This is a genomic window from Cryobacterium sp. MLB-32, from assembly GCF_000738085.1.
Taxonomy (GTDB): Bacteria; Actinomycetota; Actinomycetes; order Actinomycetales; family Microbacteriaceae; genus Cryobacterium.
The window spans coordinates 1-15,226 of record NZ_JPRS01000003.1 but is presented as its reverse complement, the minus strand read 5'-3'; the positions used below and the strand labels follow the sequence as shown (position 1 = coordinate 15,226).

Annotated in this window: 17 protein-coding genes and 2 pseudogenes; 9 read left to right on the top strand and 10 right to left on the bottom strand. The window is 65.9% G+C overall.

Translation table 11 applies throughout. From position 1 onward, the window contains the following. Positions 1 to 24 precede the first annotated feature (24 nt). The gene (locus JF66_RS22770; protein ID WP_156109590.1) at positions 25 to 165 is read right to left on the bottom strand and encodes a hypothetical protein; all 141 of its coding nucleotides are present in this window, start codon (positions 163 to 165) and stop codon (positions 25 to 27) included. 333 nt (positions 166 to 498) lie between these two features. Here JF66_RS22770 and uraD point away from each other — a divergent pair, with 333 nt between their 5' ends. Beyond that, positions 499 to 993, top strand: a complete 495-nt coding sequence (gene uraD / locus JF66_RS00510) for a 2-oxo-4-hydroxy-4-carboxy-5-ureidoimidazoline decarboxylase (protein WP_051972932.1) — start codon at positions 499 to 501, stop codon at positions 991 to 993. Next, positions 990 to 1,328 carry a hydroxyisourate hydrolase gene (gene uraH, locus JF66_RS00505; RefSeq protein ID WP_035873805.1) on the top strand — a complete coding sequence of 113 codons (339 nt, stop codon included), beginning with the start codon at positions 990 to 992 and terminating at the stop codon, positions 1,326 to 1,328. Before uraD ends, uraH begins: the two co-directional genes overlap by 4 nt. 41 nt (positions 1,329 to 1,369) lie before the next feature. Here the strand turns inward: uraH and JF66_RS00500 are convergent, their stop codons facing one another. Further along, on the bottom strand, positions 1,370 to 2,782 hold the full coding sequence (locus JF66_RS00500) for an amidohydrolase family protein (protein WP_035873887.1): 1,413 nt from the start codon (positions 2,780 to 2,782) through the stop codon (positions 1,370 to 1,372). A gap of 31 nt (positions 2,783 to 2,813) precedes the next feature. Continuing rightward, positions 2,814 to 3,719, bottom strand: a complete 906-nt coding sequence (gene pucL, locus JF66_RS00495) for a factor-independent urate hydroxylase (RefSeq protein ID WP_035873803.1) — start codon at positions 3,717 to 3,719, stop codon at positions 2,814 to 2,816. A 302-nt stretch (positions 3,720 to 4,021) separates the two neighbouring features. Here pucL and JF66_RS00490 point away from each other — a divergent pair, with 302 nt between their 5' ends. From JF66_RS00490 to JF66_RS00475, 4 genes and pseudogenes are all read left to right on the top strand, one after another. After that, on the top strand, positions 4,022 to 5,086 hold the full coding sequence (locus JF66_RS00490; protein WP_035873884.1) for an ABC transporter substrate-binding protein: 1,065 nt from the start codon (positions 4,022 to 4,024) through the stop codon (positions 5,084 to 5,086). Further along, on the top strand, positions 5,086 to 5,988 hold the full coding sequence (locus JF66_RS00485) for an ABC transporter ATP-binding protein (RefSeq protein WP_051972929.1): 903 nt from the start codon (positions 5,086 to 5,088) through the stop codon (positions 5,986 to 5,988). The genes JF66_RS00490 and JF66_RS00485 overlap by 1 nt, the downstream gene beginning before the upstream one ends. Then, positions 5,985 to 6,779, top strand: a complete 795-nt coding sequence (locus JF66_RS00480; protein ID WP_035873801.1) for an ABC transporter permease — start codon at positions 5,985 to 5,987, stop codon at positions 6,777 to 6,779. The genes JF66_RS00485 and JF66_RS00480 overlap by 4 nt, the downstream gene beginning before the upstream one ends. A 322-nt stretch (positions 6,780 to 7,101) precedes the next feature. Beyond that, a pseudogene (locus JF66_RS00475) lies at positions 7,102 to 7,659 on the top strand (ABC transporter permease); the annotation flags it as partial. A 15-nt stretch (positions 7,660 to 7,674) separates the two neighbouring features. Here the strand turns inward: JF66_RS00475 and JF66_RS00470 are convergent. Both JF66_RS00470 and clpS read right to left on the bottom strand, forming a co-directional pair. Then, the gene (locus JF66_RS00470; RefSeq protein ID WP_035873799.1) at positions 7,675 to 8,235 is read right to left on the bottom strand and encodes a DUF2017 family protein; all 561 of its coding nucleotides are present in this window, start codon (positions 8,233 to 8,235) and stop codon (positions 7,675 to 7,677) included. Then, entirely contained in the window at positions 8,232 to 8,510 is a 279-nt protein-coding gene (gene clpS / locus JF66_RS00465) for an ATP-dependent Clp protease adapter ClpS (protein ID WP_035873798.1), read from the bottom strand. The genes JF66_RS00470 and clpS overlap by 4 nt, the downstream gene beginning before the upstream one ends. 99 nt (positions 8,511 to 8,609) lie before the next feature. Here clpS and JF66_RS00460 point away from each other — a divergent pair, with 99 nt between their 5' ends. From JF66_RS00460 to JF66_RS00450, 3 genes and pseudogenes are all read left to right on the top strand, one after another. Next, entirely contained in the window at positions 8,610 to 9,920 is a 1,311-nt protein-coding gene (locus JF66_RS00460; RefSeq protein WP_035873797.1) for an aminotransferase class V-fold PLP-dependent enzyme, read from the top strand. Then, positions 9,917 to 10,398 (top strand): annotated as a pseudogene (sufU, locus tag JF66_RS00455) (Fe-S cluster assembly sulfur transfer protein SufU). The gene JF66_RS00460 and the pseudogene sufU overlap by 4 nt, the downstream one beginning before the upstream one ends. A 117-nt stretch (positions 10,399 to 10,515) precedes the next feature. Continuing rightward, complete coding sequence (locus JF66_RS00450) at positions 10,516 to 10,905, top strand: hypothetical protein (protein ID WP_035873796.1); 390 nt, start codon at positions 10,516 to 10,518, stop codon at positions 10,903 to 10,905. An 18-nt stretch (positions 10,906 to 10,923) separates the two neighbouring features. On the opposite strand, the gene JF66_RS00445 is transcribed toward JF66_RS00450, so the two are convergent. From JF66_RS00445 to JF66_RS00425, 5 genes are read right to left on the bottom strand one after another with little or no spacing between them, the layout of a single operon-like run. After that, positions 10,924 to 11,679, bottom strand: coding sequence for an SDR family oxidoreductase (locus tag JF66_RS00445; protein WP_035873793.1), 756 nt, complete (start codon positions 11,677 to 11,679; stop codon positions 10,924 to 10,926). Positions 11,680 to 11,705: 26 nt separating this feature from the next. Beyond that, the gene (locus JF66_RS00440) at positions 11,706 to 12,086 is read right to left on the bottom strand and encodes a flagellar assembly protein FliW (RefSeq protein ID WP_035873792.1); all 381 of its coding nucleotides are present in this window, start codon (positions 12,084 to 12,086) and stop codon (positions 11,706 to 11,708) included. Next, positions 12,083 to 12,985, bottom strand: a complete 903-nt coding sequence (gene flgL / locus JF66_RS00435) for a flagellar hook-associated protein FlgL (RefSeq protein WP_035873791.1) — start codon at positions 12,983 to 12,985, stop codon at positions 12,083 to 12,085. Before flgL ends, JF66_RS00440 begins: the two co-directional genes overlap by 4 nt. Before the next feature lie 3 nt (positions 12,986 to 12,988). After that, a complete protein-coding gene (flgK, locus tag JF66_RS00430; RefSeq protein WP_035873790.1) occupies positions 12,989 to 14,434 on the bottom strand; it encodes a flagellar hook-associated protein FlgK in 1,446 nt (481 codons plus the stop codon). Positions 14,435 to 14,442: 8 nt separating this feature from the next. Next, the gene (locus JF66_RS00425) at positions 14,443 to 14,928 is read right to left on the bottom strand and encodes a flagellar protein FlgN (protein WP_035873789.1); all 486 of its coding nucleotides are present in this window, start codon (positions 14,926 to 14,928) and stop codon (positions 14,443 to 14,445) included. Between the last annotated feature and the right edge of the window lie 298 nt (positions 14,929 to 15,226).

Here is a 15,226-nt window from a genome sequence, read left to right as displayed (position 1 = left end):
CATCCGGTGGGGTGAGGCGGGTGATCAGCGAACCGATGATCTCAGGACGGGGCGGGCGTCGTGCAGGAGATCGTGCACCGGCGAGCGATCCAGACCCTGCGAGAGATCAAGGAGGGTGAAGTCGAGCTGGTTCACGGAGGTGAGCACGCCGGCGGCGAGGGCCATCCAGACCAGAATGGATCCGCGCTACGAGCAGCACGAGGAACGCGATCGCCGCCAGTCCGGTGCGGATCACGGTGCCACGCCGGGTACCGCTTCTTGCCATCGCGCCCCCGTTCCATAGTGGGAATTGGTGGGAAGTGTCTTACTCCCGGGCGACCGATCGACCGGGGCGCTCCGCCTGGGCGATCCGGCTCCTGCGGCGAGCACGAGCCCCGCAGACCGATGCGGATGCGGTGTGCACTCCCACATCGTCTGCGTCTATCTGGTCGCGACATCGCACGAGGCTCTAGGCTGAAGCAGTCCGGGAACAATTCACGATTCACCGCAGGGGAGACCATGAAGACGTTGCCGAATGACCAGTTGCGCGAGTGGCTCGGCTCCTGCCTTGCGGTTCCCCGCTGGGCGGACGATGTGGTCGCCCGCGCGCCCTTCACCAGCACTGCCGACCTGCTGCTGGCCGCACGTGAGGCCGCGACGCCGCTCAGCCGGGCCGAGGTCGACCAGGCACTGGCCGGGCATCCCAGAATCGGCGAATCGGCGCCGGGCGATTCGCCGGCCGCCCGGTTTTCCCGTGGCGAGCAGCGTTCCGATGACGCGCACGACGAGGCCCTCGCCGCGGCGATCGTCGAGGGTAACCGTGCCTATGAGCACAAATTCAACCGGGTATTCCTCATCCGGGCCGCGGGACGCTCGCGCACGCAGATTCTCACCGAGCTCAACCGTCGGCTCCAGCTCGACGATGAGGCCGAGGTGCGTATCGTGGCGAGCGAGCTGCGCGATATCGCCCTGCTCCGTCTCGCTGCCCTCGCCGGCAAGAAAGCATCGGAATGATCAGTCACGTCACGACACACGTGCTGGATGCCGTCACGGGTCGCCCGGCACGTGGCATTGCCGTGACGCTCGAGCAGCACCTCGGCGACGTCTGGGAAGCGCTGGCGGCCGGGGTAACGGATGCCGACGGCCGGATCACCGACCTGGGACCCGCCGGCCTGCCGGTGGGTCGATACCGCATCAGCTTTGACACGGGGGCCTGGTTCTCCGCGGCCGGACAGCCCACGTTCTACCCCGAAGTGCAGATCAGCTTTGAACTCGGCGACGCCGCGACGCACTATCACGTGCCACTGCTGCTGAGCCCGTTCGCGTACTCCACGTATCGCGGAAGCTAGGTACTGGACGTTTTCGCCCACGCGGTCGAACGAGGGCAGGGCTAGTCGGCGGTGACGCGACGGCCGCGAACGAAGACTCCGGCAATTGCAGGCTCTCGCAGGGCCATGAGCAGGGTGAACAGAGTCTGTTCCGCGGCGCGGGCGGCATCATCGGCGCGGATTCCGTTCTGGAGAACCGCCGCCAGCGGCTCCCAACGGTCGGGGTCGATCACGAGGAAGTCCGCGTCCTTGCCCACATCGAAGTTGCCGTAACGCGCCTCCATGTCGAGTGCTCGGGCTCCGGCGAGTGTGCCGCTGAAGAGCATCTCGGCCGGGTGCACGGCGATGCTGGCAGAACCCGAATCCGACAGGTGCACCTTGAAGGCGTCGTTGAGAACGCGGGAGATCAGCCACTCGTCACCGGCACCCACATCGCTGCCGATCGCCACCGTGACACCGGATTCCGCCGTTCGACGCCACGGCATCGTGCCCGAGCCGAGAAACTGCTGCGAGGTGGGGCAATGGGCGATCGAGCTGCCGGTCTCCACGAGGCGTGACAGCTCGCCGTCCTGGCAGTGCACGGCATGGGCGAGGATGCTGCGCCGCCCGAGCAAACTGGACCCGCCTCGAACCGAACCCGGCAGGAAGTGCCCGTCGTAGGTGTCGAGATAGTTCTCTGTCTCGAACACCGAGTGCACAGCGGCGATCTCGTTCACATTCTCGCTCAGGTGACTGTGGAAATACACCCCGCTCGCGCGCACATCGTCGTAGAGGTCGCCGAGGGAGGCGAGGGTTGAGGGCGTCACCGAGAGGGAGAATCGCGGCACGAGCGCTACCTGCAGTCGGGCCGTCAGGGGATCGCCCGTGTCCACGGCGTGCCAGCGGGAGATCTCTGCCGCGGCAAGGTCGAGTGCGGCCCTGTCCGAGGTGAGCAGAGCCGACGACGACGGGGGGCCCACGGTCTGAATGCCCCGCCCACTGACGATCCGCAATCCCGAACGCTCGGTCGCCTCGAAAAGAGCGTCCTGTGCCTGCGGGAAGGCCGAGCCGAACACCAGCGCGCTCGTGGTTCCGGCCATCACCCGTCGACGCGTGAAATCTCGCGCGATGCGCTCAGCGAAGTCCGGGTCCGCGAGCCGGGCTTCGGCAGGGAAGACGCACGAGTCCAACCAATCCAGCAGGTGGCCGCCGCCGAAGGCATCCGTCGAGTACGTCTGCGCAAAGTGCATATGGGCGTCAACGAACCCCGGCAGCAGAAAATTACCGGCGTCGCCGGACACGGTCCACAACGCGAACTCTGCCGGCAGTTCCGCGAACGCCCCCACCCATGCGATCGTGCCGTCGGCGCGCACGACGAGCGCGCCATCGGGAATCGAGCGCAGGTGGCGTCGCGACTCGGCAAGCGTGGGGGAACCGGCTACGTCGAAGACATGGCCGCGATAGACCTGACCGACGGAATTAGTATTTCGATGCACGTGCATACGATACACATCCGAAGATGTGTGCTCAGACCAGTCCGGTGTATGAGTCCCAGGCGGGGCCGGCATCCGGGGCGTCGTCGTGCAGCACCGTCGTCTGGATCAAACCGTACGGCCGATCAGAGGCGTGGAAGACCTCATTGGTGTTCTCCACTCCGAAGGGTGAGAGGTCGTAAAGAAAATGATGCTTGTTCGGAGCGGACAGCCTCACCTCGGCGATGAACGGGCAGGCCTCGAGGATGGCCTTGCCCATCTCGTACAGCGTCTGCTGCAAGGCCAGGGAGTGCACCAGTGCAAACTGGCTGATCAGGATCTGTTTGATCTGGGCGTAGGCCTGTTCCCACGCCACATCAATGGTGCTGAAGCGCCACGCCGCGGTGAGGGACGTGGCCATCACCCGGTCATTCGTGGGCTGAAGCAGGGTGTACGGATCCTGCATGAAGCCGGCGAACTCTGATCCGGTGGACTTGAGAATCACCAGGTCTTTCAAACCGCCGATCACCCAGGTGCGTTGCGCGTCGCCCTCCCCATCCACCGTCACGCTGGCCGTCCGCGTTTCCTGACCACGCCGAACCCAGGTGTGGTCGTGCTCGGTCCCGTCCACGACCACGCGCTCCCAGGCGAATTCCTCGACCTCGATCAGGGCGTTGTGCACGGGAGCGATGTGGTCCACGAAGTGCGTCGCGAGGGTGAGGGCATAACTTTCGATGGAGAGCAGGCCTTTTTCCTTGGCGAATGAATAGGCGGTCTGTTTCTGCGTGTCGGTCGGCAGTACCTGGGACTGATCTCCGGCGAGGTGTGCGGCGGCAAAATCCCCGCGGAGCGCCGTAGACACACTGATGTCGTGAATCTCGTGGCGAGGTGTGTCGCGGTAGAGGCGCACGATGCGGTTCTCCGCCTTGCCGTATCGGTTTGATCCGAGAATAATCGACATCTGGGTGCTCCTTGCTGCTGAAAAACGTGGAACCGCGGGGATCCTCATTCGGGCGTCTGATCACACTAGTGAAGTCGCTTGCCGGGAATAGTGAGTTCCGGAAACGTGCCGGAAACCCAACTGAGGTTTTCTCGTCACACGGGAGCTCTAGTATGTGAACATCCGCGGTCGTCATGCGATCAGAGGATCTTGCCAGCCAGCAGGCGGCACCGCGCTCGCGTCAGTCACAGCATGCTTGAGGCGAACAGTTCTCACCCGTGCGCTCCCGAGAGGACCCGTCCATGATCCCCAACTCCCCTTCTGTGACACGTCGCACCGCGGTGCGCGTGGCCCGCAGTGTTGCCGCCGCGGCCGCACTCACGGTCGCAATCACGGCGTGTGCCACGGGCTCGACCACTCCGGCAGCTACCAGCGGCCCGGCGTCGTATGGGGCCGCGAGCATCCAGCTGTCCTGGATCAAGAACACCGAGTTCATGGGCGAGTTCTCCGCCGACAGCCAGGGCTACTACACCGACGCCGGCTTCGATTCGGTTGACCTGGTCTCCGGGCCGCCCACCTCCGTGGAGGCCACCGTCATCTCCGGGAACGTGACGATGGGAATCGGCAATGCCGTGTCCACGGGTACGGTCATCGCGAGTGAGGGCGCGCCGCTCAAGATTATCGGCGCGACGTACCAGAAGAACCCCTTCTCCATCCTGTCGCTCGCGGGCAACGGCAACATCGACACCCTCGCAGCCCTCAAGGGCAAGACCATCGGTGTGCAGGCGAGCAACCTCAACCTGTGGGAGGCCTTCCTCAAGGTCAACGGCATCAAGGACACCGACGTTACGACTCTCCCCGTGGAATATGACCCAACACCGCTGTTCAACGGTGAGGTCGACGGCTGGTTTGCGTACGTCACCAACGAGGCCATCGACGCCGAGCTCAAGGGACTTGACCCGGTCAACCTGCCGCTCGCCGACAACGGCCTTCCCTTCGTCGCCGAGACCTTCACGGTGACCGATGACGCCATCGCCAATGACCGGGAGCTGCTCAAGGCACTGCTGGTGGCCCAGATTCGCGGCTGGACCGAGGCCATCAAGAACCCGGATGCCTCCGCATCCCTCGCCGTGGATACCTACGGAAAAGACCTCGGCCTCAGCCTCGCGAAAGAGAAACGGCAGGCTGAGATCCAGTCGGCTGATCTCGTGGTGAGCCCAGAGACCACCGCCAACGGGTTATTTACGATCAGCCCCGCGCTGCAAAAGCAGAGTGTGGCCACGCTCGCGGCCGCAGGCATCGACGTGAGTGCCGCCCAGCTGTTCGACATGACCCTGCTCGACGAGGTCTACGCCGAGAACCCCGACCTCGTGAACTACGCCGGCTGATGTCCGACTCGAGGGGACCGGTGCCGGACGGCACAACTGCTGGCGGCACCGGCCTGCGCATCGAGGGGCTGCACAAGGAATTTTCGGTGGGCCGGATCCCGGTCGTCGCTCTCGAGAACGCCACCCTGCACTCCGAACGCGGCAGTTTTCTCTCGCTGTTAGGTCCCTCGGGCTGCGGCAAGTCCACCATCCTGCGCATCCTGGCCGGTCTGGAGACGGCCACGAGCGGCACCACCATGGTCGACGGCCAGTCACCGCGAGAGCTTAAGAAGAACCACGGCCTGGGCATCGCCTTCCAGGATGCGGCCCTGCTCCCGTGGCGCAGCGTGCGCAGCAACATCAGGCTGCCCTTCGAGGTGGCGCGGCTGCCCGTCGACGAGGACTACGTCACCGAGCTCATTTCGCTGGTCGGCCTCACCGGGTTCGAGAAGGCGAAGCCCTCTCAGCTGTCGGGCGGTATGCGTCAGCGGGTGTCGATTGCGCGTTCCCTCGTGCTCAAACCCAGCGTGCTGCTGCTGGATGAGCCGTTCGGGGCCCTGGACGATATGACGCGCCAGCGATTGAATCTGGAACTGCTCCGCATCTGGACCGAGAAGCCGGCCACGACCCTCATGGTCACCCACGGCATATCCGAGGCGATCTTTCTCTCCGATCAGGTCGCCGTGATGAGTGCGCGCCCCGGTCGGATCAAGGAGGTCATCGAGATCGACCTGCCGCGGCCCAGGCACCCCGAGATGATGCGCACGGCGGCGTTCCATGCTCTGCACGACCGGGCATCGGACCTGTTGTTCGGCAGCGATGAGGCAGCACGGGAGGGCACTGCGCGCGACAACGCCATTCGTGGCCGCTCCGACGTCGACGGCGTTCCCGCACCCGGCGCCGTCCCCGCCGGAACCTCGTGACGAGCCGGAGGCTGCCGCGTTGGGGTACCGGCATCATCGGTTTCGCCCTCGTCATCGGGCTGTGGTGGCTCGGGGCCGCCACGGTGTTTCGCAGTGTGGGGTCGATGCCCGGCGGCGCGATTCCCACCCCGGGCGACGTGTTCGTCCAGCTCCTGACCGACGGGCCCGCCTTCTATTGGCCGCATGTGTCCGTCACGGTTCAGGAAGCCGCACAGGGCTTTCTGTGGGGCAATTCCCTGGCGCTGCTGCTGGCCGGGCTTGTTCTGGTTGTGCCCCGCATTGAGAAGGTCGCCCTGCAGATCGCGGTCATCACCTACTGCATACCGATCGTTGCAATCGGCCCGATCGCCTACATCGTGATCGGCGCCCCGCAGAGTGGGGACCCCTCCGGCACCGCCGTCTTTTTGGCGGCGATGTCCGTCTTCTTCACCACGGTGGTGGGCTCGCTCGTCGGACTCAAGGCAGCGGATGCGGCGAGTCTGGACATCGTGACGGCCTACGGGGGCGGCCGGTTCACCCAGCTGCGTCTCGTGCGAGTCATCGCGGGGCTGCCCAGCGTGCTTTCCGCGCTGCAGGTCGCCGCGCCGGCCGCGTTCCTCGGGGCCATTCTCGGCGAATACCTCGGCGGGGTGGAGCGTGGCCTCGGCATTGCCATGCTCGTGGCCGGCTCGTCCGCCAACGTTGACCGGGTGTGGAGCCTCGCGCTCGTGGCCGGTCTCATGGCCGGACTGGGCTACGCCATTTTCGCGCTGATCGCCCGGGTCGCCACCCCCTGGGCGCGGGCGGCCTGATATGACGAGGATATTCTCCCCAGCGGCGTCTCCCCGACGGGCCTCGGTCGTGCGCGTGGAACCCAAAGCCGGCGTCGTGGCGGCTCGAGGTCTCGCCGTCACGGTGGGGCGCGCGCTCCTGACCGGGTTCCTCACCCTGGCCCTCGTCGTTCTCACCTGGCAGGGCCTGCTGCTCGTCCTCGGCATCTCCCCATTTCTTGCCAAGGGCCCGATGGACGTGTTCACCTGGTTGTTTACCGTGCCGACCGCCGCCGAAAACCGTGCCGGAATCGGCGACAATCTGGTGGTGACGCTCGGCGATGCCTTCCTGGGATTCGTGGCCGGGCTCACGGCCGCACTCGTGCTGGCCGTCGTCTTCACTCTGTCTCGGGGCGTCGAGAGCGCCCTGATGCCACTCGCGCTCCTGCTGCGGTCAGTTCCGCTCGTGGCCCTCGCCCCGGTGATCAGCCTGATCACGGGTCGCGGCCTCACGACCGTCGTCGTGATGGGCAGCATTGTGGTGTTGTTTCCCGCTCTGGTGAACATCGCGTTCGGGCTTCGATCCTCGTCGCTGCACATGAATGATCTGATCGCCGTCTACGGCGGAAATGCCGTCACCGCGCTGCGGCTTGTCGCGTTGCCGAGTTCGTTGCCGTCGTTTTTCGCCGCGGTGAAAATCTCGATCCCTGCCGCGATCACCGGGGCGCTGCTGGCCGAGTGGCTCTCGACCGGTCAGGGACTCGGCAACGGCATCGTGACGGCCGTCGCGCAGGTGCGGAATTCCGAGGTGTGGGCCTCCGTGGTCGTGATCACGGTTGCTTCTCTTGTTCTCTATGGTGGTGCGCAGCTCGTGGAAACGCTCGTGCTGCGCCGGATGGGGATGCAGGCACCCGCGCGGTAGCCGGGCGGGATCGCCCTAGATGTCGATCGCGTACACGAGGGACTCCTGCACGCTACCGAGCCATTCGTACAGCTCGCGGAGGAACGGTTCCTCGTCGCCTTCGAGATGCCTGGTTCCGTCGGGGGCGATCAGGAGTCGCTCGGCGAGCGTCAGCCGCAGGTCGGTGAGGGTGCGCAGCCAGGATTGCACGGCCTCCGGATCGAGGTCGAGAGTGACGGCCTCGCGCTCGGGCGGCTCGTCGATGTCGTCCCGGGCGGAGGCCAGGGCGTCGGCCTGAGGCGGATCCGCCAGCGCCGCGCCCAGGGTTGCGAGCACAACGCCCGCATTGAAGACCTTGCTCTCGAGAAGGTCCCCTGCAGTGAACCGCCGGAATTCGTCGGTGGCCTCCGTGTCGTCGGGGTAGGCGTCGGGCAGCATTCGCCGGAACACGGGGTCCTGTGCGGCTGCGGGCACGTTCTCGCCGGCCTCCCGAAGCATATCGACGAGCTGGGTGGCCACCAGTTTCAGCAGGTCCACCTCGATCGGCTCGAAACGGCCCAAGAGGGAGCCGCTCTGGGTCAGCCCGAACCTGTTCATGCGTCGGCCTTGGCGAGGGTCGCCCAGAGCCCGTAGCCGTGCATGGCCTCCACGTGTCGTTCCATGGCCTCACGATTGCCCGTTGCCACCACGGCCTTACCGTTGTTGTGAACCTGCAGCATCAGCCGCTCCGCCTCCTCCGGCGTGACGCCGAAATAGGCGCGAAAGACATAGGAGACATAGGACATCAGGTTGACCGGGTCATCCCAGACGAGCGTGATCCAGGGTTGTTCGAGCGCGACCTGGGATCGCAGGTCAAGCAGGGGATCGGTCATCGTCACCCTTCAAGGGTGCCACGGCGTTGACGGGAATTCCACCGCCCACCGCGCTCGGGGGCCGGGAACGCGAGCCGCAGAAGGCAATATCCTAAGAGTATGACGTCTTTTGTTCCATCGACCCAGACAGCACCCACGTTGACGGGCGTTGAGGTCGAACGCATCCGTAATGACTTCCCCGTGCTAGACCAGTTGGTGAATGGGCATCCGCTCAACTACCTGGATTCCGGGGCGACCTCGCAGAACCCGATCAGCGTGATGGAGGCCGAACAGGAGTACTACGAGCAGCGCAACGCTGCCGTGCACCGGGGCGCTCATACGCTTGCATTCGGGGCCACCGAGGCCTTTGAGGCAGCCCGCGAGACCGTCGCGGCGTTCATCGGCGCGCCGAGCGACACGATCGTCTGGACCTCCAACGCGACCGAGGCGATCAACCTCGTGGCGTACTCGTTCTCGAACGCCTCGCTTGGGCTCGGGGGAGCAGCAGCACAGCGGTTCGCCCTCGGCGCCGGCGACGAGATCGTCGTCACGGAGATGGAACACCACGCCAATCTGATTCCGTGGCAGCAGCTTGCTCTGCGCACCGGCGCGACGTTGCGCTACATTCCGATCCACGACGATGGCTCCCTCGACCTCGTGGCCGCCGCCAAGATCGTGGGGGCGCGCACGCGCGTGCTGGCATTCACCCACGCGTCTAACGTCACCGGCGTGATCAACCCGGTCACCGAGCTCGTCGCCCTCGCCCGCCGGGTCGGTGCGCTCGTACTCCTCGATGCCTGCCAGTCCGTGCCCCACCTCCCGGTGAACGTCGTTGACCTCGACGTGGACTACGCCGTGTTCTCCGGGCACAAGATGCTCGGCCCCACGGGCATCGGCGCACTCTACGGCAAGGCCGAGCTGCTGGCCGGCATGCCGCCCTTTCTCACCGGCGGTTCAATGATCACGACCGTCGATATGGAGAGCGCCGAGTTCCTCGCGCCGCCGCAGCGCTTCGAGGCCGGTACGCAACGAATCTCGCAGGCCATTGCCCTCGCCGCCGCGGTCGACTACCTCCGGGAAACCGGCATGGATCGTATCGGCGGTCGAGAGGCGGAACTCGGCCAGCGCCTCGTGGCGGGGCTCGGTGAGATCCCGGGCATCCGCCTGCTCGGTCCCGGGCTCGGCGTGGAACGCCTCGGGTTGGCCTCCTTCGAGGTGGCCGGCGTTCACGCCCACGATGTGGGGCAGTACCTCGACGACGCGGGCATCGCCGTGCGGGTCGGACACCACTGCGCCCAGCCCCTGCACCGGCGCCTCGGCGTGACGGCGTCCACCAGGGCGAGCACCTACCTCTACACGACGACCGACGAGGTCGACCAGTTCCTGGCCACCCTGCGTGAGGTCGCACCTTTCTTTGGAGCAACCCGATGAGCGCTCTGCAGCAGCTCTACCAGACCATCATTCTCGACCACTCGAAGGCTCGACACGGAGCCTCCGTCGAGCCCTTGACCGACATTCCCGACGCTGTGTCGGGTGGCCCCGCGTGGCCGAGTCGCACCAGGTGAACACCACCTGCGGTGATGAGGTCACGATGCGCGTGACCCTGGGCGCCGGTGAGGAGGCGCGCGTCGACGATATCGTGTGGCGCGGCGAGGGCTGCTCCATCTCCGTGGCATCCGCCTCTGTGCTGAACGACGAGCTGCGCGGACTCACGGTTGTGGCGGCGCGGGCCTTTCTGGATACGTTCCGCGAGATGCTGCGCTCGCGCGGCACGGTCGAACCCGACGAAGAGGTGCTCGGCGACGCGGCGGCGTTCGGCGGAGTGTCTCGCTATCCGGCCCGGGTCAAGTGCGCGATGTTGCCCTGGGTGGCGTTCGAAGCGGCCGTGCTCGAGGCTGAATCCCGCTAGACGGAGCCCGACCGGCGGTGCCAAGAGGGGCCGAAAGTCCCATGCGTTCATAAACGGTCGTCCGGTACGTTAGAGGGACGAGTCGAATTTCCATGGGGGCATCAGGAAGAAGCGTCAGTGACGACAGCGAACGTGAGTGCCGTGATCGAAGCAACGGCAACGCTGCGCGGCAAGGAATGGGCGATCGACATTCCCGAGTTGGGGACCGGGGGACAGGCCTCGACGGTGCGGCAGATTGATGAGATCGCCACAGAGGTGGCGGCTCTCTGGCTGCACTGCTCGCCCGGGGACGTGGACGTGAACGTGACCCTGCAGGTGCCTGACGAGTCCCGGGCCGTCTGGAAGAGTGCCCAGGAGCTGTGCGAGCTGGCGCGGGTGGCCGCCTCCGAAGCATCGGTGTTGCGTAAACAGGCCGTGCAGGCCCTGCGCGAGCAGGGGTTCACGCTCGCCGCGGTGGCCCGCGCCTTCGACATCTCTCCCCAGCGCGCCCACCAGCTCACCCGGTGACCCCGAATCCCGGGGGAGTCAGACCGGGAGGCCCGCAAGAAAGTCGTCGTAGGTGCGGGTGCCGAGCCGGTTACCGGGCGCCAGGTTGTGGCCGGCCCGGAAGGCAGCGAAGACCGCACCGGGCAGCAACACGGGAACAACGGGGCGTTGGGTGCCGAGCGACTTGAGGGTGGCCCGGGCCAGGTCGGAGGCGCGCACCACCTGGGGCCCCCCGATGTCGGGCATCCGGCCGGCCATGCCCGTGCGAGCCAGGGCGAGCAATTGATCCGCGACGTAGTGCACGTCGATGGGCTGAACTCGGATGCTGGGGGTCAGCACCAGGGGCATCCGTCGTTGGGACGCGACGACGGAGAAGACGAGGTTGTGAAACTGTGTGGCGCGCTGGATGCTGAACCGCAGTCCCGAGCTTTCGACGACGTCTTCGGCGGCCAGCTTCTCCCGGTAGTAAGCCAGAGGAATGCGGTCGACTCCGACGATGGAGACATAGACGATGTGTGGCGGCGTCGTGGAGCGGCGAGCCGCGTCGACGAGAATGCGCGTCATGCGGGCGTCACCGCCGCGTGGACGCGTGGCGCAGTGGATGATCGTGTCGACGCCCTCGAGAGCCGCGTCGAGGCCCTCGCCAGTGGCCAGGTCGCCCTGCGCCCAGGAAGCCCCTGCGAGCCCAGCCGGTGCGGCACGACGGCTGAGCGTGCGCGTTTCGCCGGGCACCGCAAGCGAGTCGACCGCACGCCCGAGGGTTCCGGTGGCACCGGTCAGCAGTAATGAGCTCATGAGGCCCAGTCTGGCACCGGTGGCGCTTAAGCGGCGGTGCTGAGTTCCGCGCGCAAAGGCCAGTCCTGACCTTCGAGTATCACCTGGGCGCAGACTCCGGTCGAGGCGTTCACGACGATCGGTGCCATCAGGTTCACGGTCGTGTTGCCTTCGCCGGGGTTGACGACCACGAGCACGAGGGCGTCCGCTGCCACGGTCAGCGAGAGGGCGCTGGACTGCTCTGCCGAAATGTACGGCGTGTAATCGGGCAGGTAGACCGACGCGTCGAGCACGAACAACCGTGTGCTCGGATTGGGCACCGCTTGCAGCGAGTAGAGTCCGTCGGCACCGTCGACCGTGTTGAGGGTGAAGTCGGTGATCGGCGCGAGGCCGGGCGGGGGAGTGACGAAGGTCAGTGCAGGGGTCATCGCAGAAAGTCCATCAGGGTCGGTTGCAGCACGCGGGCGGTCACCGCGAGGGCCGACTGGTAGGTGACCTCCTGCAGCTTGAGGTCCACGATCACCTGGGCGAGGTCGATGTCTTCGAGCCCGGAACGTTGGGCTTCCAGCGATCCCGCCTGCTCCACCAAGGCGCTCTGGGCGCGTTCCACGCGAGCCAGCCGCGCCCCCGCTTCCGATCGCTGCCCGATGATCGTACCGAGGTGCTTGTCCACGTTGTCCAGCTGGTCGCTCAGTGGGGTGTCATCGCGCAGGTTGCTCGCGATCGTATCGATAAGGGAGAAAACCGACCCGGGACCCGTACCGAACACGGCCGCGCCGTCGGCATCCACTCGCACGGTCGTATCGGCGCCGATACGCCGCGTGACAGAGCTGGCGGGGTTGGATTCTGCGTTGTAGGTGGTGATGCCGTTCTCGGTGACCGGGGTGAACGCGACTCCCGCGTTGGAACTGCCCGCGAAGACCGTGCGACCGAGGTAGGAAGTGTTGGCCAATCCGAGCAGATCTTCCTTGAGCCCGTCGAGTTCCACCGCGATAGCCTCCTTCGCCGCGGGGGAGAGCGCTCCGTTGCCGCCCTGTACCGTGAGGTCCCGCACGCGGTTCATGATGTTGGTCGACGCGCTCAGAGCAGAGTCGATGGTGGTGAGCCAGTCGTTGCCGTTGTCGGCGTTGCGGCTGTACTGGTCGACGGCACGAGCCTCGGCGCGCACGGACAGCGCGGCGGCGGCGGCTGTCGGGTCGTCGGAGGGGCGGTTGATCGCCTTGAGCGAACTCGCCTGCTCCTGGAGTTTCGACATATTGGCCATGTTCTGTTGCAGGTTCAGCTGCGCGGTGCGCAGCTGAGTCTGGCTGGTTACACGAGAAATCATCGGTTATCTTCCCACCAATCCGGTGCGGTTGATCAAGGTGTCGAGCATTTCGTCGACGGCGGTCATCACGCGGGCTGCCCCTTGGTAGGCATGCTGGTACATGAGCAGGTTCACGTTTTCTTCGTCAAGATCCACGGACGCGTTGGCGAGCTGTTGCCCCGCAGCGGCTGTCGCGCTTGAGCTGGCGGTAGTGGCCTGCTGGAGTTGGCCCTGTGTTGCCACGCCGAGCTCGGTGACGAATGTCGACCAGACAGAGTCGGGAGACTCGATGGCGGCGCCGTCGGTGCCGACGGCCTTGCCGGCGCCGAGCTGTGCGATCGCATCGGCGATCGATCCGTCGTACACGCCGAGCGACGCGTCACCGGCACGGACAGCGGCGCCGGTGGTCGGGATAACGCTCAGGCTCGCCGCAGCGTTGTCGGTGGTACCGAAGGAGAAGAATGCGCCATCACCGGCGGCCGGCGCGTAGATGGCGTTGACCTTTTCTGCCAGGTCAGAGGCGAAGGAGTTGTATGAATCGGCAGCCGAGACGATTGGTCCCCCGACGCCGAGCATGGACAGAGCACCGGCGATCTCGCCACTGTCGACGACGACGGGTGTGCTGGCGCGGCTGGCGTCCTGCCAGACGAGGCGCGGATCCGCGCCGGTTTCTGGTCGTGGGCTCGTCATCACGTTGGCCAGTGTCGCCGAACCTGACGCCGCTAGGGCGTGCGCCTTGTCTCCCGAGACGAGGGCGTTGCCGCCGATCAGTACATCGACCGTGCCGTCGGCCTTGTCGCGCACGGTCGCGCCGGTGAGCGCAGCGATCGTCGTGGTGAGGGCGCTGCGCTGGTCGAGCATCTCGTTGGCCGATCCCCCCGAGGCGAGAGTGGAGCGGATGCGGGCGTTCAGGTCCGCCACCTGGGTTGCGGCGTTGTTCAACTCGCTCACCATGCCGTTGAGGTCATTGCGCACGCTGGACCACTCGCTTGAGACGGCCTGAAAGCCCTGCTTGATCTGTCCGACGAGCTCAGTTGCGGTGCCGAGAAGCAGAGCCGCCGGCGCTGAGGTGTCGGCACCGTTGGCGAGGTTCTGCCAGCCGGCCCAAAAATCCCCGAGCTTGGCCGAGAGGCCGTTCTCGGTCGGTTCCTTGAGCGACCCCTCGAGGGCGCTGAGTGAATTTGCACGCACCGCGGTGTACCCGGCGGTTCCGGACGAGAAGCGCACCTGGGCATCCAGCTGGGCGCTGCCGAGACGGGCCACTCCGTCGACGGTGACTCCCTGGCCGATGCGGATGTTGTTGGTGAACATGCCGGTCTGCGCGGTGGGGCTCAGTGCCGAGGTCTCGATGCGTTGGCGCGTATAACCCTGGGTGTTGGCGTTGGCGATGTTCTGCCCCACCACGTCGAGGCCTTTGCGCGCGGCAACGAGGCCACTGTAGGCCGTGTTCAGTCCGCCGAAGGTACTCATCCGGCGGCCTACAGGTTCCGGTCGAAGAGGCGAGCGGCGGTGGCGTCCACGTCGGTGGTTCCGCGGGCGTCGTAGGTCTTCACGTCTGGGCTCAGCCCGGCGAGCGTCTCCTGGGTGGAGCGGCTGGCGGCCCGAATGAACTGTTCGTTCACGTCGCGCAGCTGCTTGATCTGTGTGGTCAGGTCGGCCATAGCCTTGAGGTGCGCGCCGAGAATTTCGGCCCACGGGCCCGAGGGGGCACTCGCGGCGAGTTCGCGAAGAGTGGCGTCCTGGGTGCTGCCCCATTCGGTCGCGAGGGCGGCGACCTCCACGGAGCGGCCGAGGCCGGCTTCGCGCACCAGGGCGAGCACCTGCTCGACCTCGCGGGTGGCGTGCTGCAGCCAGCGGCTCTTACCGCCCTGAAGCAGCAGTTGCTCTTCTTCTAGTTTGAAGACGAGCAGCTCCAGCAACTCTCGTTCGCGCCAGAGCAACGCGGACAGCTCATTGGCACCCATGTGCTTCAACCACCATCTCAGATTCGTGCCGTGCCGCCCGCACAATGCAGGGCTTTCAGCTCATTCGTAGGCACTATCGGCAGGGTTTGACCCAACGTTAGTCAATGAATGCTGAATATGACCCGAATTGGGGTCAAAATCATGTCCCCCTAAATGCCGACACGTTCTGCCCCGATTCGGGGGTGTTTTGGTAGAAGTCCGGTCTACCTTCGCCCTAAGCTGTGAATCGCGGGTGAACGCGTACCCGCGGGGGATCACTATTCGCGGTGTACGCGTGTCGAGGTGCCACGGTTCAGGT

Coding starts and splice junctions, on each gene's coding strand:
- flgL (WP_035873791.1), bottom strand. CDS start 12,985: ATGATTTCTCGTGTAACCAGCCAGACTCAGCTGCGCACCGCGCAGCTG.
- JF66_RS00470 (WP_035873799.1), bottom strand. CDS start 8,235: ATGAACAGGTTCGGGCTGACCCAGAGCGGCTCCCTCTTGGGCCGTTTC.
- JF66_RS00445 (WP_035873793.1), bottom strand. CDS start 11,679: ATGAGCTCATTACTGCTGACCGGTGCCACCGGAACCCTCGGGCGTGCG.
- JF66_RS00440 (WP_035873792.1), bottom strand. CDS start 12,086: ATGACCCCTGCACTGACCTTCGTCACTCCCCCGCCCGGCCTCGCGCCG.
- JF66_RS00425 (WP_035873789.1), bottom strand. CDS start 14,928: ATGGGTGCCAATGAGCTGTCCGCGTTGCTCTGGCGCGAACGAGAGTTG.
- flgK (WP_035873790.1), bottom strand. CDS start 14,434: ATGAGTACCTTCGGCGGACTGAACACGGCCTACAGTGGCCTCGTTGCC.
- JF66_RS22770 (WP_156109590.1), bottom strand. CDS start 165: ATGGCCCTCGCCGCCGGCGTGCTCACCTCCGTGAACCAGCTCGACTTC.
- clpS (WP_035873798.1), bottom strand. CDS start 8,510: ATGACCGATCCCCTGCTTGACCTGCGATCCCAGGTCGCGCTCGAACAA.
- uraD (WP_051972932.1), top strand. CDS start 499: ATGAAGACGTTGCCGAATGACCAGTTGCGCGAGTGGCTCGGCTCCTGC.
- pucL (WP_035873803.1), bottom strand. CDS start 3,719: ATGTCGATTATTCTCGGATCAAACCGATACGGCAAGGCGGAGAACCGC.
- JF66_RS00460 (WP_035873797.1), top strand. CDS start 8,610: ATGACGTCTTTTGTTCCATCGACCCAGACAGCACCCACGTTGACGGGC.
- JF66_RS00485 (WP_051972929.1), top strand. CDS start 5,086: ATGTCCGACTCGAGGGGACCGGTGCCGGACGGCACAACTGCTGGCGGC.
- uraH (WP_035873805.1), top strand. CDS start 990: ATGATCAGTCACGTCACGACACACGTGCTGGATGCCGTCACGGGTCGC.